The 19289-nt window shown below is 70.8% G+C and carries 16 protein-coding genes; 8 read left to right on the top strand and 8 right to left on the bottom strand.

What is annotated here, in order from left to right; genetic code table 11:
* Positions 1–167: 167 nt before the first annotated feature.
* The 6 genes from recG to QN245_RS04945 form a co-directional block, all read right to left on the bottom strand.
* Positions 168–2315, bottom strand: coding sequence for an ATP-dependent DNA helicase RecG (gene recG, locus QN245_RS04970; RefSeq protein WP_317844707.1), 2148 nt, complete (start codon positions 2313–2315; stop codon positions 168–170).
* A 9-nt stretch (positions 2316–2324) separates the two neighbouring features.
* Entirely contained in the window at positions 2325–2708 is a 384-nt protein-coding gene (locus tag QN245_RS04965; protein WP_010341827.1) for a RidA family protein, read from the bottom strand.
* Between the two features lie 265 nt (positions 2709–2973).
* On the bottom strand, positions 2974–5145 hold the full coding sequence (locus QN245_RS04960; RefSeq protein ID WP_160965378.1) for a RelA/SpoT family protein: 2172 nt from the start codon (positions 5143–5145) through the stop codon (positions 2974–2976).
* Positions 5146–5246: 101 nt separating this feature from the next.
* Entirely contained in the window at positions 5247–5546 is a 300-nt protein-coding gene (rpoZ, locus tag QN245_RS04955) for a DNA-directed RNA polymerase subunit omega (RefSeq protein WP_160965376.1), read from the bottom strand.
* 112 nt (positions 5547–5658) lie between these two features.
* Positions 5659–6285: a guanylate kinase gene (gene gmk, locus QN245_RS04950; RefSeq protein WP_160965374.1), complete on the bottom strand. Its 627-nt coding sequence runs from the start codon at positions 6283–6285 to the stop codon at positions 5659–5661.
* A gap of 140 nt (positions 6286–6425) precedes the next feature.
* A complete protein-coding gene (locus QN245_RS04945) occupies positions 6426–7286 on the bottom strand; it encodes a YicC/YloC family endoribonuclease (RefSeq protein WP_184447075.1) in 861 nt (286 codons plus the stop codon).
* Positions 7287–7393: 107 nt separating this feature from the next.
* On the opposite strand from QN245_RS04945, the gene rph reads away from it, so the two are divergent.
* From rph to pepQ, 7 genes are all read left to right on the top strand, one after another.
* Positions 7394–8119, top strand: coding sequence for a ribonuclease PH (rph, locus tag QN245_RS04940; RefSeq protein WP_184447076.1), 726 nt, complete (start codon positions 7394–7396; stop codon positions 8117–8119).
* Positions 8116–8505 carry a VOC family protein gene (locus QN245_RS04935; RefSeq protein ID WP_317844706.1) on the top strand — a complete coding sequence of 130 codons (390 nt, stop codon included), beginning with the start codon at positions 8116–8118 and terminating at the stop codon, positions 8503–8505. The genes rph and QN245_RS04935 overlap by 4 nt, the downstream gene beginning before the upstream one ends.
* Positions 8502–9113, top strand: a complete 612-nt coding sequence (rdgB, locus tag QN245_RS04930; protein ID WP_317844705.1) for an RdgB/HAM1 family non-canonical purine NTP pyrophosphatase — start codon at positions 8502–8504, stop codon at positions 9111–9113. The genes QN245_RS04935 and rdgB overlap by 4 nt, the downstream gene beginning before the upstream one ends.
* A gap of 131 nt (positions 9114–9244) precedes the next feature.
* Positions 9245–10474 carry a radical SAM family heme chaperone HemW gene (gene hemW / locus QN245_RS04925; protein WP_317844704.1) on the top strand — a complete coding sequence of 410 codons (1230 nt, stop codon included), beginning with the start codon at positions 9245–9247 and terminating at the stop codon, positions 10472–10474.
* Positions 10475–10560: 86 nt separating this feature from the next.
* Positions 10561–12900: a DUF1631 domain-containing protein gene (locus QN245_RS04920; protein WP_317844703.1), complete on the top strand. Its 2340-nt coding sequence runs from the start codon at positions 10561–10563 to the stop codon at positions 12898–12900.
* Positions 12897–13238, top strand: a complete 342-nt coding sequence (locus tag QN245_RS04915; RefSeq protein WP_184447081.1) for a PilZ domain-containing protein — start codon at positions 12897–12899, stop codon at positions 13236–13238. Before QN245_RS04920 ends, QN245_RS04915 begins: the two co-directional genes overlap by 4 nt.
* 249 nt (positions 13239–13487) lie before the next feature.
* The gene (gene pepQ, locus QN245_RS04910; RefSeq protein WP_317844702.1) at positions 13488–14813 is read left to right on the top strand and encodes a Xaa-Pro dipeptidase; all 1326 of its coding nucleotides are present in this window, start codon (positions 13488–13490) and stop codon (positions 14811–14813) included.
* Positions 14814–14946: 133 nt separating this feature from the next.
* Here the strand turns inward: pepQ and QN245_RS04905 are convergent, their stop codons facing one another.
* On the bottom strand, positions 14947–16293 hold the full coding sequence (locus tag QN245_RS04905) for an aminopeptidase P N-terminal domain-containing protein (protein WP_317844701.1): 1347 nt from the start codon (positions 16291–16293) through the stop codon (positions 14947–14949).
* Positions 16293–16838 carry a YecA/YgfB family protein gene (locus QN245_RS04900; RefSeq protein ID WP_160965354.1) on the bottom strand — a complete coding sequence of 182 codons (546 nt, stop codon included), beginning with the start codon at positions 16836–16838 and terminating at the stop codon, positions 16293–16295. The genes QN245_RS04905 and QN245_RS04900 overlap by 1 nt, the downstream gene beginning before the upstream one ends.
* A gap of 210 nt (positions 16839–17048) precedes the next feature.
* Between QN245_RS04900 and QN245_RS04895 the strand changes: the two genes are divergently transcribed.
* Entirely contained in the window at positions 17049–19232 is a 2184-nt protein-coding gene (locus QN245_RS04895) for a putative bifunctional diguanylate cyclase/phosphodiesterase (RefSeq protein ID WP_184447447.1), read from the top strand.
* Positions 19233–19289: the final 57 nt, after the last annotated feature.

Below are 19289 nucleotides of genomic sequence, written 5' to 3'. Positions count from 1 at the left end.
CGGGGATTCGCAAAAGCGGCATCGCCACGTCTTCGTTCGAAGGGGCGGCTTTAGCCGCGATCGGGTCTCCTGGTAACGCCCGGTGGCGGCCGAAGCCGCTTCCTACAACAGCAGGCGGACGGCCGCTTCTAACGAATCACCAATCCCGAATGCCGAATCCCGGCCGCTCAGGCCCCGGCGAACCGCACCGCCCCACCGACCCAGCGCGCGACGATGCGGTCGGCCAGGACCGGCGCCTCCTCCAGCAGCCGGTCGGCCAGGGCATGCACGCGCGGCAGCAGGCCGGCGTCGCGGGCCAGGTCGGCCACGCGGAACGCGGCCAGGCCGGTCTGGCGGGTGCCGAGCAGTTCGCCCGGGCCGCGCAGTTCCAGATCCTTCTCGGCGATGACGAAGCCGTCGTTGGTCTGGCGCATGGTTTCCAGGCGCTGCCGCGCCATCGCCGACAGCGGCGCCTGGTACATCAGCACGCAGCTCGACGCCGCCGCGCCGCGCCCGACCCGGCCGCGCAACTGATGCAGCTGCGCCAGGCCCAGGCGTTCGGCGTTCTCGATGATCATCAGCGAGGCATTGGGCACGTCCACGCCGACCTCGATGACGGTGGTGGCGACCAGCAGGTCGATCTCGCCCTGCTTGAACGCGCGCATCGCCGCCTGCTTCTCCGCCGGCTTCATGCGCCCGTGCACCAGGCCCACGCGCAGCTCCGGCAATTGTGCCGACAGCGCCTCGAAAGTGGCCTGCGCGGCACTGGCCTCGAGCCGGTTGCCGGCGCCGGCCTGCGCGGACTTCTCGCTGTCCTCGGCCTCTTCGATCAGGGTGCAAACCCAGTAGGCCTGGCGGCCTTCGGCGCAGGCCACGCGGATGCGCTGCACCAGCTCGGGACGGCGCTCGGCATTGAGCACGATGGTCTGCACCGGGGTGCGCCCCGGCGGCAGTTCGTCGATGGAGGAGACGTCCAGATCGGCATACGCAGCCATTGCCAGCGTGCGCGGGATCGGCGTGGCGGTCATCACCAGCTGGTGCGGCACGCCCGCGCCGGAGGCGCCCTTGTCGCGCAGCGCCAGGCGCTGGTGCACGCCGAAGCGGTGCTGCTCGTCGACGATGGCCAGCGCCAGGTCGTGGAAGCGCACCGCCTCCTGCATCAGCGCATGCGTGCCGACCACCACCTGCGCCTCGCCCGAGGCGATCTGCGCCAGGGTCGCGCTGCGCGCCTTGCCGGTGACCTTGCCGGCCAGCCAGGCCACGCGCACGCCCAGCGGCTCCAGCCAACCGCGCAGGTTGGCCAGATGCTGTTCGGCGAGCAGTTCGGTCGGCGCCGCCAGCGCCGCCTGCTTGCGCCTGTCCACCGCCAGCATCGCCGCCAGCGCGGCGACCACGGTCTTGCCGCTGCCGACGTCGCCCTGCACCAGCCGCAGCATCGGCGCCGGCCGCTCCAGGTCGGCGCGGATCTGCGCGAACACACGCTGCTGTGCACCGGTCAGTCGGAACGGCAGCGACTGCTGCAGGCGCTTGGCCAGCAGCCCGCGGCCGCGCAGCGACGGCGCCGGCTGGCATTGCATGGCAATGCGCTGGCGACGCAGGCTCAGGTGATGCGCGAGCAGTTCCTCCAGCGCCAGGCGCTGCTGCGCCGGATGCAGACCAGCGGCGAGCGCAGCCAGATCGGCCTGCGGCGGCGGCCGGTGCGCGACCAGCAGCGCGCTGCGCAGCGACGGCAGGCCGAGTTCGGCCAGCAGCGAGGCCGGCAGCAATTCCAGCGCCGCTTCGTCCGGCAGCCGGTCCAGCGCCTGGCCGATCAACCGGCGCACGGTCGCCGGGCCGACGCCCTCCACCGCCGGGTACACCGGATCCAGGCGATCGCCCAGCGCCGCGTCGTCGTCCTCGCCGAGGATCTGATAGCTGGGATGCACGAATTCCAGCCCATGTTGGCCCGGCTTGGGCGTGCCGAAGGCGCGCAAGCGCGCGCCGACCGCGAACTGCGCGGCCTGTGCGGCACGGAACTGGAAGAAGCGCAGCACCAGGGTGCCGCGCGAATCGTCGGCCACCGCCACGCGCAGCATCGGCCGGTAGCGGAAGCCGCGGTCCACCGCCTGCACCCGCCCTTCGATTTGCGCGGGCACACCCGGCTGCAGCGCCGCCACGGTGGTCAGGCGGGTGCGATCCTCATAGCGCAGCGGCAGGTGCAGCCACAGGTCCTGCAGCGTGGACAGGCCGCGCGCGGCGAATTTCTCCGCCAGCTTGGGACCGACGCCGGGCAGCGTGGTCAGCGGCACCTCGCCTGCCGCCGACAAGGCCGGCGCCGGAACCTGCACGCGCGGCACGGCTGGGAATCAGTCCAGCACCATCACCGCATCCACTTCGAAGCCCGCGCCCTTGGGCAGCGCCGAGACTTCGATGGTGGAGCGCGCGGGGAACGGCGCCTGGAAGTAGTCCTGCATCACCGCGTTGACCTGCGCGAACTGCGCCAGATCGGTGAGGTACAGCCCCAGGCGCACGATGCGGTCCAGCGAGCCGCCGGCCGCCTCGGCCACCGCCTGCAGGTTGTCGAAGGCACGGCGCGCCTGCGCGGCGATGTCGCCGGCGACGATCTCGCCGGTGGCCGGATCCAGCGGGATCTGCCCGGAGAAGTACACGGTGTTGCCGGCACGCACGGCCTGCGAATACGGGCCGATCGCGGCCGGTGCACGGTCGGTATGGATGATCTGGCGGGACATGGCGACTCCGTTGGAAGAATGTCCGCCTAGTTTAGCTGGCGTGCGCGATTGGGGATTGGGGATTGGGGAATCGGGAATCGGGAATCGGGAATCGGGAACAGCGTGCCCGCCGGGGATGCCGGCCATGCGCTTCGCCCGCTTTTCGTAGGAGCGGCTTCAGCCGCGACGCTTTATCGGTAAGGCGTCGCGGCTGAAGCCGCTCCTACGACGCCAGGACCAGGCCCCCTTCGACTCCCCAATCCCGACTCCCCAATCCCGGCACCACCTATTGGCGCCGCACGCTCTGCACCGCATGCAGACGCCGCAGCCGGCGCATCACCTCGGCAAGGTGATTGCGGTCGCGCACCTGGATGTTGAAGCGCAGCACCGCGGCGTTGAAGTCGCGGTCCAGGTAGTCGACGCGCTCGATGTTGGACTGGCTCTGCGCGATCGCCGCGGCCAGCTGCGCCAGCACCCCGGTGCGGTTCTCGACCTCCACCACCAGCGCGGTGTCGTAGTCGCCGATGACGCTGCTGTCCCAGCCGATCGGCACCCAGCGTTCGGGCGACTTGCGCAGTTCGGCCAGGTTCGGACAGTCCAGCCGATGCACCACGATGCCCTTGCCGGCGGTGTGGTAGCCCATGATCTCGTCGCCGGGAATCGGCTGGCAGCAGTTGGCGAAGCTGACCACACCGCGCTCGGTGCCGTTGATCAGGATCTTTTCCTGCGAATGCTTGGAGTGGCCGCCGCCACGCAGTTCGGCATAGGCCATCAGCGCCTGCGCGGCCTGGTTGGGCATCCAGTTGCCCAGCGCCACGTCGGCCAGCAACGCCTCCAGGCGCGGGTAGCGGTGCTCGCTGAGGAACGAATCCAGGCGCCCCTTCGGCAGCCGCTCCAGCGAGCTGTCCATCGCCTCCAGCGCGCGATCGAGCATACGGTGGCCGAGCTGCACCGCGTCCTCGTGCTCGAGTTGCTTGAGCTGATGGCGAATCGCGGTGCGCGCCTTGCTGCTGACCACGAACTCCAGCCACTGCGGCTTGGGCGTGGCCGAGCGCGCGGTGATCACTTCCACGGTCTGCCCGCTGACCAGCTTGGTGCGCAGCGGCACCAGCTTCTTGTCCACGCGCGAGGCCACCGCGCGGTTGCCGACGTCGGTGTGCACCGCGTAGGCGAAGTCCAGCGCGGTGGAGTTGCGCGGCAGCGCCAGGATCTTGCCCTTGGGCGTGAACAGGTAGACCTCGTCCGGGAACAGGTCGACCTTGACGTTGTCCAGGAACTCCAGCGACGAGCCGGCGGCGCGCTGCGATTCGATCAGTTCCACGATCCACGCATGCGCACGGCTCTGCGCGCTGTTGGGCGAATCGCCGCCGAACTTGTAGGTCCAGTGCGCGGCGACGCCGCGCTCGGCGATCAGGTCCATTTCCTCGGTGCGGATCTGCACTTCGATCGGCGAGCCGTAGGGCCCGAACAGCACCGTGTGCAGCGACTGGTAGCCGTTGGCCTTGGGAATGGCGATGAAGTCGCGGAAGCGCGCATCCAGCGGCTTGAAGGTGGCATGCACTGCGCCCAGCGCGTGGTAGCAGTCGGGCACGCCGCGCACCACCAGGCGGAAGCCGAACACGTCCATCACCTGGTCGAAGGATTTGTTCTCGTCGCGCATCTTGTTGTAGATGCTCCACGGCGTCTTGATCCGGCTCACCAGCCGGTGTTCCAGCCCCTCCTTAGCCAGACGCTGCGACAACTGCACTTCCACCTGCGCCATCGACTCGCGGCGCACCACCGGCTGGCTGCGGATGTGCTTCTCGATGATCGCGTGGCGCCACGGATGCAGCGCGCGGAAGCCGAGGTTCTGCAGCTCGGACTTCATCAGGCTCATGCCCAGGCGCTGGGCGATCGGCGCGTAGATCTCCAGGGTTTCGCGAGCGATGCGGCTGCGCGCCTCGGCGCTCTGCGCGCCCAGCGTGCGCATGTTGTGCAGTCGGTCGGCGAGCTTGATCATGATCACGCGCAGGTCGCGCGACATCGCCAGCAGCATCTTGCGGAAGCTCTCGGCGGCCGCTTCCTGGCGGTCGCGGAACTTGAGCTTGTCCAGCTTGGTGACGCCATCGACCAGTTCGGCCACCGCCTCGCCGAACTCGGCGGCCAGCTCGGCGCGGGTCAGCGGCGTGTCTTCGATGGTGTCGTGCAGGATCGCCGCGATCAGCGCCTCCACGTCCAGGCCCAGCTCGGCCAGCACGCCGGCCACCGCCACCGGATGGGTGATGTAGGGCTCGCCGGACTTGCGGGTCTGCCCGGCGTGCGCGGCCGCACCGACCTCCCAGGCGCGGCGCAGCAGCGGGATCTGCTCGGCGGGCAGATAGCTGGCGCTGCGTTCGAGCTGCAGGACGTAATCGGGGACCGCCTCGTCGGCCGACGAAGGCGCGGCGTGGGCGACCTGGGCAGAAGGGCCTGGGTTCATGCGGAAAGACTATGCCAGCGGCGCGTGGACGGCAAACCCGCAAAACGAAACAGCCCGCGGATGCGGGCTGTTCGTGGGACGATCGCGACGCGGAGACGCGATCAGTCGTCGTTCTTGGACATGTCCTCGTCGGCGACGACTTCGGCCGCGGCCCATTCCAGCGCCTCGCGCTCGGCGCGCTCGCGCTCGGCCTTCTCGACCTCGTCGATCAGCGCGTTGTCGATCTTGCGCGCGGCGATCTCGCGCAGCGCCAGCACGGTCGGCTTGTCGGCCGATTCGCTGTTGTCGAGGGTGGCCTGCACGCCGTTGGCGAGCTGGCGGGCGCGCTTGGACGCCATCATGACCAGTTCGAAACGGTTGTTAACGACTTCCAGGCAATCTTCTACGGTGATGCGGGCCATGCGGGCTCCCGGCGGGCCGGTGGCGGCCGCGCGTTCGAATGAGGGAAAGGGCGGGGATTGTAGGGCGACAACCGCCCGAGTTCAACCCCACCCCATCCGGTTCCCTTTGGAATCAGCCAGTTGGCTGTTCCTGCAGGAGGGTATCGATCAGCCCGGCATGGCGCAGTTGCTGCTGCGGCCGGCGCAGGCGGCTGGCCACGAAGATCGCGCACATCTCGTCCACCGCGGTATCGAAGTGCTCGTTGACGATTACGTAATCGAAGTCGGCGTAGTGCGACATCTCCTCGCGCGCGGCGGCCAGCCGCTGCGCGATCACCGCCTCGCTGTCCTGGCCGCGCTTGCGCATGCGCTGCTCCAGGGCCTCGCGCGAGGGCGGCAGGATGAACACGCTGACCGCGTCCGGCACCTTGGCCCGCACCTGGCGCGCGCCCTGCCAGTCGATCTCCAGCAGCACGTCGTGGCCGGCGGCCAGTTGCGGCTCCACCGACTGCCGCGCAGTGCCCTTCCAGTCGCCGTGGACCCGGGCGTACTCGAAGAAGTCGCCGGCATCGATCATCCGCTGGAACTCGTCGGCGGAGACGAAATGGTAGTGCTCGGCATGGCGTTCGCCCGGGCGCGGCGCGCGCGACGTGAACGAGATCGACAGCGCGATCTGCGGGTCGCGCGCCAGGGTGGCGTTGACGATGCTGCTCTTGCCGGCGCCGGACGGGGCCGCCACGATGTAGAGAGTGCCGCGCATAGGATCAGGGATTCGGGAGTGGAGAGTCGGGATTCGCGAACGGAGCCGCGGGCCAACACCCACGGGGTCGATATGCTACCCGGTATTGGACGTGACCGGCCCGGCGCGCCAATCCCCAATCTCGAATCCCGCCATCCCGGCTATTCGAGGTTCTGCACCTGCTCGCGGATCTGATCGATCAGCACCTTCAGTTCCACCGCGGCATTGGAGGTGCGGCTGTCCACCGACTTCGAGCCCAGGGTGTTGGCCTCGCGGTTGAACTCCTGCAGCAGGAAATCCAGCCGCCGGCCCGCCGGTTCCGGCTGGCGCAGCACCCGGCGCAGTTCCTTGATGTGGCTGCCGAGCCGGTCCAGTTCCTCGTCCACGTCGAGCTTCTGCAGCCACAGCACCAGCTCCTGCTCGGCGCGGCCGGGATCGACCGGATGCGGCAGGTCGGCCAGACGCGCCGCCAGCTTGGCGCGCTGGCCGTCGCGGATGGCCGGGATCAGCGTGCGCACCTCGCCGGCGATGCGCTCCACCGCATCGACCCGCTCGACGATAGCCGCGGCCAGCTTGCCACCCTCGCGCTCGCGCGCGGCGACGAACTCGGCCAGCACCTCGTCCAGCAGTTCCAGCGCCTGCGCCTGCAGCGCCGCCGGATCGACCGTCTGCCCCTGCAGCACGCCGGGCAACTGCAGCAGATCGACGAACTGCACCTGCATCTGCCCAAAGCGCGCACCCAGCCGCTGCGCGAGCACGCCCAACTGTTCGACCAGGGCCTCGTTCACCGCCAGCGTCTGCGCCGCATCCGGCGCGCGCAGGCGCAACATCAGGTCGAGCTTGCCGCGGCTGATGCGCGCGGCCACGCGTTCGCGCAGCTGCGGCTCCAGCGCGCGCAGTTCTTCCGGCAGGCGCACGCCCACTTCCAGGAAACGGTGGTTGACCGAGCGCAGCTCGCATCCCAGCGTGCCCCAGGGAGTGATGCGCTCGGCGCCGGCGTAGGCGGTCATGCTGCGGATCATGCGGTGTTCCGGTGCGGACAAGGGGCGAATGTTAACCTAGGGCTCTCTCACGCCTCACCGACGCGGTCACATGCCGCGCACGGCCCCGCCCTTCCCGGAACCCCTGCATGTCCTTCTCCCGTCCCAGCGGCCGCACGGCCGATCAGTTGCGCCCGGTCCGCATCGAACGCGCCTTCACCCGCCACGCCGAAGGTTCGGTCCTGGTCAGCTTCGGCGACACCCGCGTGCTGTGCAACGCCAGCGTCGAGAACCGCGTGCCGGGCTTCCTGCGCGGCAAGGGCGAAGGCTGGGTGACCGCCGAATACGGCATGCTGCCGCGCGCCACCCATTCGCGCTCCGATCGCGAAGCCGCGCGCGGCAAGCAGGGCGGACGCACGCTGGAGATCCAGCGTCTGATCGGCCGCGCGCTGCGCGCCTGCGTGGACCGCAATGCGCTGGGCGAGCGCACCATCACCCTGGACTGCGACGTGCTGCAGGCCGACGGCGGCACCCGCACCGCCGCCATCACCGGCGCCTATGTGGCGCTGGTGGATGCGGTGAACTGGCTGCAGAAGCGCGGCGACCTGAAGAAGCCGGTGGTGCTGGGCGCGGTCGCGGCAGTCTCGGTCGGGGTCTACCGCGGCGTGCCGGTGCTGGACCTGGACTACGCCGAGGACAGCGACTGCGACACCGACATGAACGTGGTGATGAACGACGGCGGCGGCTTCATCGAGGTGCAGGGCACCGCCGAAGGCCATGCCTTCCGCCGCGACGAACTCGACGCGCTGCTCGGCCTGGCCGAGCGCGGCATTGGGGAGCTGCTGGCGGCGCAGCGCGCAGCCCTGGCGCAATGAACCGGCGCCTGGCCCTGGTCACCCTGGTGGTGGGCGACTACGACGAGGCCATCGCCTGGTACACCGGCAAGCTGGGATTCCAGTTGCTGGAGGACGTGGACCAGGGCCACAAGCGCTGGGTCGTGGTCGGGCCTGGCGATGCGCACGGCGCGGCGCTGCTGCTGGCGCGCGCCGGCAACGACGCCCAGCGCAGCCGCATCGGCGACCAGACCGGCGGCCGGGTCGGCTTCTTCCTGCACACCGACGACTTCCAGCGCGACCATGCGGCGATGCTCGCCGCGGGCGTGGAGTTCCTGGAAGCCCCGCGTCACGAACCCTACGCCACGGTCGCGGTGTTCCGCGATCTGTACGGCAACACTTGGGATCTGCTGGAGCCCACCGCATGAAACTGGTCCTGGCCAGCAGCAACGCCGGCAAGCTCGAAGAACTGCACGCCCTGCTCAACGACGTCGGGGTCGAGCTGATCGCGCAATCCACCCTCGGCGTCAGCGATGCCGACGAAACCGGCCTGACCTTCGTCGAGAACGCGCTGCTCAAGGCACGCCACGCCGCCCGCGTCACCGGCCTGCCGGCGCTGGCCGACGACTCCGGCATCTGCGTGGACGCGCTGCACGGCGCGCCGGGGTTGTACTCGGCGCGCTACGCCGGCGAACACGGCAATGCGCAGGCCAACATCGACAAGCTACTGGACGCGCTGCGCGATGTGCCCGACGCACAGCGTGGCGCGCACTTCTACTGCGTGCTGGTGCTGCTGCGGCATGCCGAGGATCCGCAACCGCTGCTGGTGGAAGGCCGCTGGCGCGGCCGCATCGCGCATGCGCGTGCCGGCAGCGGCGGGCATGGCTACGATCCGGTGTTCCTGGATCCGGAACATGGCCAGACCGCGGCCGAGATGCCACTGGCGCTGAAGAACCGCATCAGTCATCGCGCCCTCGCCCTGCAGCAGCTCAAGCAGCGCCTGGCCGACCTGCTGGCGGCGCAGCCCGCCGTGTGAACGCGCCGCGCGCGGGCGCCGGGCCAGTCCAAGCACCACGGCGCGCGCAGACTGCCTTGCGCCGCTGCGCCAAGCCCTGAGCCATCCAGCGCCCGCACCGCCTGCCTCTCCGCTCAACCGCCCCGCCCGCCATGCCGCACACCCACGACCATTGCCAGCACCCGCCCGGCGCCGCCTGCCCGGAACCGTCCGCGCACGCCGACGGCCCGGCACTGGTGCCGCCGCCGCTGTCGCTCTACGTGCACCTGCCCTGGTGCGTGCGCAAATGCCCGTACTGCGACTTCAATTCGCATGCGGCCAAGGGCGCGCTGCCCTTCGACGCCTATGTGGATGCACTGATCCGCGACCTGGACCAGGACCTGCCGCTGGTCTGGGGCCGCGTGGTCAACAGCGTGTTCTTCGGCGGCGGCACGCCCAGCCTGTTCCCGCCCGAGGCGATCGACCGCTTCCTGCAGGCGGCCAGCGCCCGGCTGCGCTTCGCGCCGGGCCTGGAGATCACCCTGGAGACCAACCCCGGCACTGCCGAGCACGGCCGTTTCGACCGCTACCTGGCGGCCGGGGTGAATCGCCTCAGCTTCGGCATCCAGAGCTTCGACGATGCGGCGCTGCAGCGGCTGGGCCGCATCCACGACGGGGCCGAGGCCGAGCGCGCGGTGAAGCTGGCGCAGGACGCCGGCTACGCCAATTTCAACCTGGACCTGATGTACGCGCTGCCGCAGCAGACCCTCGCCGAGGCCGAGCGCGACATCGCGCGGGCGCTGGCGCTGCAGCCGACCCACATGAGCCACTACCAGCTCACCCTGGAACCGAACACCGTGTTCGCCGCGCGGCCGCCGCAGGGCATTCCCGAGGACGACGACGCCTGGGACATGCAGGAGCGCTGCCAGGCACTGCTGGCCGAGGCCGGCTACGCTCAGTACGAGGTCAGCGCCTACGCCCGCGCCGGCTACCGCTGCGCGCACAACCTCAACTACTGGACCTTCGGCGACTATCTCGGCATCGGCGCCGGCGCCCACGGCAAGATCAGCTCCGGCGCCGAGCAGAGCATCCTGCGCCGCTGGAAGCACAAGCACCCGCAGGCGTTCCTGGACGCGGCCGGGACGCCGGCGGCGATCGGCGGCGACGAGTGGATCGCGCCGGAGCGGCGTCCGTTCGAGTACATGCTCAACGCGCTGCGCCTCAACGACGGTTTCGCGCTGCGCGACTTCAGCGCCCGCACTGGCCTGCCGCTGCAGGCGATCGCCCCTGCCCTGGCCACCGCGCAGGCCCGCGACTGGCTGCGGGTGGACGCCGGCCACGCCGTGCCGACCGAGATGGGGCGGCGTTTCACCAACGACGTGGTCGCCCTGTTTTTGCCCTGAGACGCGTCCTGGCGAGGCCGCCCGCCTTGGTTGCGGCGGCGGATCGTGCTACATACCCCGCAGAAAAGTACAACGGCGATCACAAGATGCCCGTGTCTGCGACCTTGTCGGCCCCGCCGGCGACGCTTGCCAGCGCCGCCCTGCCGGCGCGCGTGCGCGATCTCCTGCTGGGCCTGAACGACCTGCTGTGGCAGTCCCTGGAGGGGCCGTTACAGGCGACCCTGGACGACCTGGAGCAGACCCTGTTCGAGCAGGCCGAGCGCGCCCGCAACGGCCAGGTGCAGCAGGACATCTACCAGGAGGCGCAGCGCCTGCGCGCGCAGCGCGCGCGCTTCGCGCCGTTCTATCGGGCGCACCTGGAAGCCGAGCTGGCCGGCATCCGCAGCTCGGCGGCCCTGGCCGCCGCGCCGCGCGCGCCCAGGGCCGGCGCCGCCGCGCAGATGCTGACCCTGGTCGCCGACGTGGATATCGACCGCGACATCGTGCTGCACGAGATCGCCCGCCGCGAGGCCACCCGCTGCAACATCCCGCTGCAACTGCTCGGCCAGCGCTTCGGCGTGCTGGCGGCGCGGCCGGCCTTCGAGATCGAGCAGTTGCCGCCGGGCCCGCATGCGCTGTGCCGGCTGCTGCGCGATGCCGGCCAAGCGCTGGGACTGGGCCTGGACACGCAACTGGCGCTGTACCGCGCTTTCGAACGCCAGGTGCTGTCGCGCTACGGCGAGATCGTGGAACGGGCCAATGGCATGCTCACCCACGCCGGGGTGCTGCCGGGCCTGATCTACCTGCCCTACGTGGCGCGCAGCACCAGCGTGGAGCCGGGCGCGCGCCGCGTCGCGCGCATGCCCGCAGGCGCCGATCCGGCCCCTGCCGCAAGCGGACCCAGGGGTCACGGCCCCGCCCCCGGCCAGGCCATGCCCGGCATGGGCACCGCATCGGCGGCCGCTGCCGCCGAGCCGGCCGCCAGCGGCCCGGATCTGGCCACGCTGCGCCAGTTGCTGACGGCCGCGCGCGCGCATGCCGCACCCGGCGCGCCCGCGGCGATGCCCGCCGGGGCCGCCACGCTTCCGCCGCTGCCGGCGAGCGCCGCCGGCACGGCTCCGGTTCCGACCGCCAGCCTGCTGGAGGCCCTGGGCGAACTGCAGGCGCAGCCGCCGGCCCACAGCACCCTTGGCGGGCTGCGTAGCCGCCGCCACCTGCGCGACGTGCAGACCGCCCTGCTGCAGACGCTGCGCGCCACCCACGGCGCGCAGGCGACGCTGGCCGCGCAGCAGGCCGACACCTTCGACCTGCTCGGCCTGCTGTATGGCGAGATCGAACGCGAGGTGCGTCCCGACGCGCCGGCCGCGGCGCTGCTGGAACGCCTGCAGGTACCGCTGGTGCGCGCCGCGCTGCAGGATCCGGCGTTCTTCGCACGCAGCCAGCACCCGGCGCGGGAGCTGCTCAACGCCGTCGCCGAATCGGGCGCGACCTGGCTGGGCGAAGAGGACAGCGATCCGACGCTGCTGCTCAAGCTCAACCAGGCGGTGGACCGCGTGGTCGAGGAGTACGAAGGCGACGCGGTCGTCTTCGAACAGGCCCACCAGGACATCCAGGCGCAGCAACGCAACCTGGCGCACAAGGCGGAGATCGCCGAACGCCGGCACGTCGAGGCCGCGCGCGGCAAGGAGCGGCTGGAGCTGGCCAAGCAAACCGCGGCCGCCACCCTGGACGCGCTGTGCACCGCCCGGCAACCGCCCGGCTTCGTGCAGACCCTGCTGCAGCAGGCCTGGTCCGACGTACTGGTGCTGACCCTGCTGCGCCAGGGCGAGGACTCGGAGACCTGGCGCGAGCGTATCGGCCTGGCCGAGCGCATCGCCGAGGTCACCTGCCGCAGCGATGGCGCCTCCGATGCCGCCCTCGCCGAGCGCGTGGGCCAGGCGCTGCTGCAGGTGGGCTACCACCAGCAGGAAGCCGAGGCCATCGCCCGCCGCCTGTCCACGCCCGGCGGCGCCGACGCCACCACCTCGCGCACCGAACTGAGCATGCGGCTGAAGGCGCACACCCGCCTCGGCGAGCAGGGCGAGGACGGCGAGCGGCCGTCGCTGCCGCCACGCACCGAGGCCGAACAGGCCGCGTATGCGCGGCTGCGCACGCTGGCGTTCGGCACCTGGTTCGAATTCGTCGTCAACCAGCAGGGCGACCTGAAACGGCAGCGGCTGTCCTGGTACAGCCCGATCACCGATCGCGCGCTGTTCGTCAACCAGCGTGGACAGAAGGCCGCCGAACACACCCTCGATGGACTGGCGCGCTTGCTGGCGCAGGGCCAGGCCCGCATCGTCAGCGAAGACCGTGCCCGTCTGATCGATCGCGCCTGGCAGGCCGCGGTCCGCGCACTACGCACCCTGGCCGGCGCCCCCGCGGTCGACGACAGCATGGAGAACGCATGAGCGTCGACGCCCGCCGCTCGCCGCGCCGCCAGGTGCCGGAGATGGTGCCGGTGCTGGACCTGATGGAAGACGCCGTGGTCGGCCGCCTCGGCAACGTGTCCGAACACGGCATGCTGTTGCTGGCCTCGGCGCCGCTGCACGAGGACGCGCTGTACCAGTTGCGCTTCGCGATGCCGCACGCCGACCGCGAGGTGCAGATCGACGTCGGCGCGCACCTGTTGTGGAGCGAACCTTCGCACGCACCCGGCCAGGCCTGGGCCGGCTTCCGCTTCCTGACCATTTCCGCTGCGCATCGCGAGCTGTTGCGGCAGTGGATCAACTCGGGCCCCGGCGGCTAACGAGGTCAACCTCGTCGCAGCGGCTCTTGTCGCCTTTTGCGGGATCAGCCGCTGCTACGTCGGCCATGCGCGCCCATTGCGCGATCTGATGCAAGGAAGATCCGACGGAATCGGCAAAGACCGCCACGTCGCCAACGCAGCTTCGCATCGCCGCATGCATGCGCATGCCACACACGCGTGTCCGCACGTCCGCACCGTTTCCGGCACACTTGGCGCCCCCGTTTCCGCATCGCCGAACGAGCCACCGCCATGCCCCAGCACGACCCAAGCGCCCTGTATGCCGACCACCTGCGCACCCTGACCCGACGCGCCGACGAGGCGCTGGCGCGCGGCGGCTTCGACCACTTGGTCGTCCCCAGCGGCAGCCTGCACTACCAGGTGTTCGACGATCGCGACTATCCGTTCGCGGTGAACCCGCAGTTCAAGGCCTGGCTGCCGCTGACCCGGGTGCCGAACAGCTGGCTGGTGTACACGCCCGGGCGCCGGCCGCAGGTGATCTTCCACCAGCCGCGCGACTACTGGCACGTGGTGCCGGACGCGCCCAGCGGCTGGTGGGTGGAGCACTGCGACATCCACCTGATCCGCACCCCGGACGAGGCGCTGGCGCTACTGCCGGATGCCGCACGCAGCGCGATCCTGGGCGAGCCGCAGAGCGCCCTGGGCGACTACGTGCCGAACAACCCGGAAGGCGTGTTGCACTACCTGGAGTACCACCGCGCCTACAAGACGCCCTACGAGCTGGCGCTGATGCGCCAGGCGCAGCAGTCGGCGGTGCGCGGCCATCGCGCGGCCGAGACCGCGTTCCGCGACCGCCGCAGCGAGTTCGAGATCCACATGGCCTACTGCGCAGCAGTCGGGCAGGACGCGAACGAGCTGCCGTACGGCAACATCGTGGCGTTGAACGAGCACGGCGCCGTGCTGCACTACACCGACCTGCAGCGGCAGGCGCCGACGCCGCTGCGCAGCTTCCTGATCGACGCCGGCGCCTCCGCGCACGGCTACGCCAGCGACATCACCCGCACCTACGCCGCCGATCCCGGCAGCGAGTTCCAGGCGCTGATCGACGCGGTGGACGCCGCGCAGCAGCGCATGGGGCAGAACGTGCGTGCCGGCGTCGACTATCGGCAATTGCACCTGGATGCGCACCTGGCGCTGATGGGCGTGCTCAAGGATGCCGGCGTGCTCACCGTGTCGCCGGAAGCGGCGGTGGCCACCGGCGTCAGCGCCGCGTTCTTCCCGCATGGCCTGGGCCACCCGATCGGCCTGCAGGTGCACGACGTCGCCGGCTTCGCCGCCAGCGACCGCGGCGGCCGCATCGAACGCCCCGACGGCCACCCCTACCTGCGCATGACCCGCACCCTGGAACCGGGCATGGTGGTGACGATCGAGCCGGGCCTGTACTTCATCGACATGCTGCTGGACGAGCTCAAGCAGGCCGGCCACGGCGGCAGCGTCGACTGGGCGCGGGTGGAGCAATTCAAGCCCTACGGCGGCATCCGCATCGAGGACGAAGTGGTATGCACCGAAGACGCTCCGGAGAACCTGACGCGGCCGGTGTTTGCGGCGGCGGCCTGAGCCGCCGCCGCGGGATTGGGGATTCGGGATTGGGGATTTGCCAGTGCGCGCAATGCCGTGCCGGCGAGGCAAGGCTGCACCCGCTCTTCTTCAGGATGATCAGCCCGCGCCAGCCGCCGCGGTTACCTCATCCCTAATCCCGAATCCCCAATCCCGGCTCCCCAGCCATCAAGGCCTCGATCTCCTCGGCGCTGCGCGCCAGTGCATCGGTGAGCACGCGGTGGCCGTCGTCGGTGATCAGCACGTCGTCCTCGGTGCGGATGCCGATGCCGCGCCACTTCGGGTCCACGTCCTTGTCGTCCGGCGACACGTACAGGCCGGGTTCGATGGTGAACACCATGCCCGGCTCGAGCAGGCGCGATTCGCCGGCCAGCCGGTAGTCGCCGACGTCGTGCACGTCCAGGCCCAGCCAGTGCCCGGTCTTGTGCCGGTAGAAACGCCGGTAGTCGCCGCTGGCCAGGTTCTGCTCCAGGCTGCCCTTGAGCAGGCCCAGCCGCAGCAGGCCGTCGGTCAGGGTCTGCACCGCGGCCAGGTGCCCGGCCTCGTAGGCCACGCCCGGGCGCGCCTGCGCCAGCGCGGCGGCATGCGCGGCGCCGACCAGGTCGTGCAGCGCGCGTTGTTCGGCGCTGAAGCGGCCGTTGGCCGGGAAGGTGCGGGTGATGTCGGCGGCATAGCCGCGGTATTCGGCACCGGCGTCGACCAGCACCAGCTCGCCGTCGCGCAGGCGTGCGGCGTTGGCGCGGTAGTGCAGCACGCAGGCGTTGTGGCCGCTGCCGACGATGCTGCCGTAGGCAGGCCAGGCGTCGCCGGCACGGAACTCGCGCTCGATCTCGGCCTGCAGTTGGTACTCGTGCATGCCGGGCCGCGCCAGCCGCATCGCCGCGCGATGCCCGGCCACGCTCAGGTCGGCGGCCACCTGCATCAGCGCGATCTCGTCGCGCGACTTGAACAGGCGCTGCTCGTGCAGCAGGTGGCCCAGTTCCAGGAACTCGTGCGGCGGCTGCGCGCCGTGCCGCACCTGCTCGCGCACGCGCTTGACCCAGCCGATCAGCTTCAGGTCGAAATCGACGTCGCGGCCGAAGTGGTAATAGACCCGCGAGCGGCCTTCCAGCAGCCCGGGCAGGATCTCGTCGAGGTCGTCGATCGGATAGGCATCGTCCATGCCGTAGCGCTCGACCGCGCCGTCCTGGCCCGCCCGCGGGCCGTCCCAGGCTTCACGCTCGGGATCGCGTTCGCGGCAAAACAGCAGCGCCTCGCCATGACGGCGCCCGGGCACCAGCACCAGCACCGCATCCGGCTCGGGGAAGCCGCACAGGTACCAGAAGTCCGAATCCTGCCGGTACGGGTAGTGCGTGTCGTGGCTGCGCACCCGCTCCGGCGCGCTCGGCAACACCAGGATGGCCTGCTCGCCGGCCATGTCCATCAGCTGCCGGCGCCGGCGCGCGTACTCGCCGGAGGAAATCCCGGTGAGCCGCTTCATCAGTTCAGGCGCTGCCGGTGGCGCGGGCCGAGAACGCAGTCGCTGTGCAGCAGCAGCACCGCCACGCGCACGAACTCCTCGATCTCGGCCAACGCGTCCTCGTCCTCGTCGCCGCTGTCGAAATCGTCGGCGCTGGCCTGGGCCAGCCGCGCCACGTCCTGCAGCGCTTCCTGCCCTTCCTCGGACAGCGGCGGCGCGGCCCCTGCGGCCAGGCCGAAGCCGCCGAGGAAGCCGCGGCACCAGTCGAACAGCGCGTCGGCCCGCTCGGGCAGGGGCGCGCCGGCATCGGCCAGCACCAGGTCGAAGCCGAAATCGCGGTCGTTCAGTTGCGCAGTCGTGGCCTCGCGCAGGCGATCCAGCGCGTCGCCGGGGCGCGGCGCGGCGATGCTGGCGTCGGCGAGCACGGCCGCCGGCCATGCCGGCAACTCGGCGCCGCCGCCGGCCAGCCAGCCGCACAGGCCGCCGTGCAGTTCGGCCGCCGACGCAGCCAGGCCAAGCGTCCGGCTGGCATCGGCGATCTGGTCGGCAGTGGGAAGTTCAGTCATGGAGCGAAGCCTGTCGGGCGCTGGCCGCCGGCCTGTCGAGGCCCGCAGCGGAATCGGGACTGCGCAGTGTAGCAATCGCGTGTGCGCCGCCGCTTGTGGAGGCTTCCGGCACGCGCCTACACTCCACCACCCGTTCTTTGACAGAAGTCACTTTCCGCCATGCCATTGGAGCACGTTGCTGCAGGAGCTGCGGAAGGGATCGGCCTCGCCCTGGTTGGCGAAACGCTGCTGGCCGCGTGGCCGCTGGCGGCCATCGCCGCGCTGGCGGCGGGCACCCTGCTGGCGCTGTCCGCGCTGCGTTCGCGGCGGCGCCTGCGCGAGCAGTTGCAACGGCATGCGCAGCTGCAGCAGCGCGACCAGCACCTGAAGCTGGCGCTGTGGGCCTCGGGCGAGCACTTCTGGGATTACGACCTGCAACAGCGCACGCTGCGGCTGATGCGCGCAGACGAGGCCACGCCGCACGCGCAGGACATCGGCCTGGTGATCCGCGAGAACGAGCCGCTGCGCATCCATCCCGACGACATGGAACAGGCGCGGCAGGTGCTGCAGGAACACCTGCAGGGCCTGACCGCGATCTACACCGCCGAGTACCGGGTGGACCTGGCCGGCGACGGGGTCTGGCACTGGGCGCGGGTGCGCGGCCGCGTGGTCGACTACGACGCCAGCGGCGCACCGCGCCGGCTCGCCGGCACTGCACGCGACATCACCTCGCACCGCCAGGCCGACCTGGAGCGGCGCATCGCCGCCGAAGTGCTGCGCAGCATGGGCGAGGCGGTCGCCGTGCTCGACGAGGACCGCCGCTTCATCTCGGTCAACCCGGCCTTCACCCGCATCACCGGCTACAGCGAGCGCGAGGTGCTGGGCCAACCGATGGCGCTGATCGACCACGCACCGGAAACGCCGGCGGCGCCGGTGGCCGACCACGGCCGGCACTGGCGCGGCGAGGCCTGGAAGCGGCGCAAGGACGGCCAGGAGATCCTCTGCCACCTGCGCCGCAATACCGTGGTCGACGCGGACGGCCGCCAGAGCTTCCAGGTGGTGGTGCTGGAAGACATCACCGAACAGAAGCGCGCCGAGCAGGAACTGCGCTACCTGGCCAACTACGACACGCTGACCAGCCTGCCCAACCGCGCGCTGCTGTCCGAGCGCCTGGCACGGGCGATCGTGCGGGCGCGGCGCCAGGCCGGTTCGGTCGCGGTGCTGTTCCTGGACCTGGACCGCTTCAAGGACATCAACGACTCGCTCGGCCACGCGGTCGGCGACCGCGTCCTGCGCGCCGTGGCCGAACGCCTGCAGCAGGCGGTGGGGCCGCAGCACACGGTGGCGCGCCTGGCCGGCGACGAATTCACCGTGGTGGTCGAGGACATCGTCAGCCAGGGCGAGGCCGAGGCGGTGGCCGCACGCGTGCTGGCCGCGTTCGAGGCGCCGCTGCGGCTGGACGAACGCCCCGACGTCGCGGTCTCCACCTCCATCGGCATTTCGCTGTTCCCACAACACGCGCTGCTGCCGAGCGAACTGCTCAAGCACGCCGACACCGCCATGTACCAGGCCAAGGCTGCCGGGCGCCGCAACGCCCAGGTGTATTCGGCGCGCATGGACGAGGCCACGCGCCACCGCGCCACCCTGGCCAGCACGCTGCGCAAGATCCCGCTGGACCAGGAACTGAAGCTGGTCTACCAGCCGCGCTACTCGCTGCGCACGCAGCGGGTGGTCGGCGTGGAAGCGCTGCTGCGCTGGCACAGCGCCGATTTCGGGCCGATCTCGCCCAGCCAGTTCATCCCGCTGGCCGAGGAGACCGGGCTGATCCTGGAGATCGGCGAATGGGTGCTGCGCCAGGCCTGCAGCGCGCTGCGCGACTGGCGGCGGATGGGGCTGACCGACCTGTGCATGTCGGTGAACGTCTCGGCGATCCAGCTCGAGCGCGGCAACCTGCCTGACCTGATGGCCGAGATCCTCGCCGAGACCGGCGTGCCGGCCGCCAACATCGAACTGGAACTGACCGAGAGCGTGGTGATGTCGCAGGTCGGCAAGAACGCCGAGCTGCTGCGCGCCTGCCGCGCGCTGGGGCTGACCCTGGCGATCGACGACTTCGGCACCGGCTATTCGTCGCTGGCCTACCTGAAGCGCCTGCCGATCAACACCTTGAAGATCGACCAGGAATTCATCGGCGACCTCACCCGCGACCCGGACGACGAGGCCATCACCAGCACCATCATCGCAATGGGCCACTCGCTGGCATTGAAAGTGGTGGCCGAGGGCGTCGAAGACGCCGGGCAGCTGGCGTTCCTGCGCGCGCATGGCTGCGACGAGATCCAGGGCCACCTGGTGGCGCCGGCGCTGGAGCCGGACGCCTGCCTGCGTCTGTTGCAGCAACCGTTGCGGCTGCCTGCCTGAGCGCCGGCCATGCCGCCGCCACGCGGCGTCTTGACCGCCCCTCGGGCGCATGCCTAT

This window comes from Xanthomonas rydalmerensis, assembly GCF_033170385.1.
GTDB classification, from domain to species: Bacteria; Pseudomonadota; Gammaproteobacteria; order Xanthomonadales; family Xanthomonadaceae; genus Xanthomonas_A; species Xanthomonas_A rydalmerensis.
The sequence above is the reverse complement of the archived record's forward strand: the minus strand, read 5'-3'. Positions and strand labels throughout refer to the sequence as shown.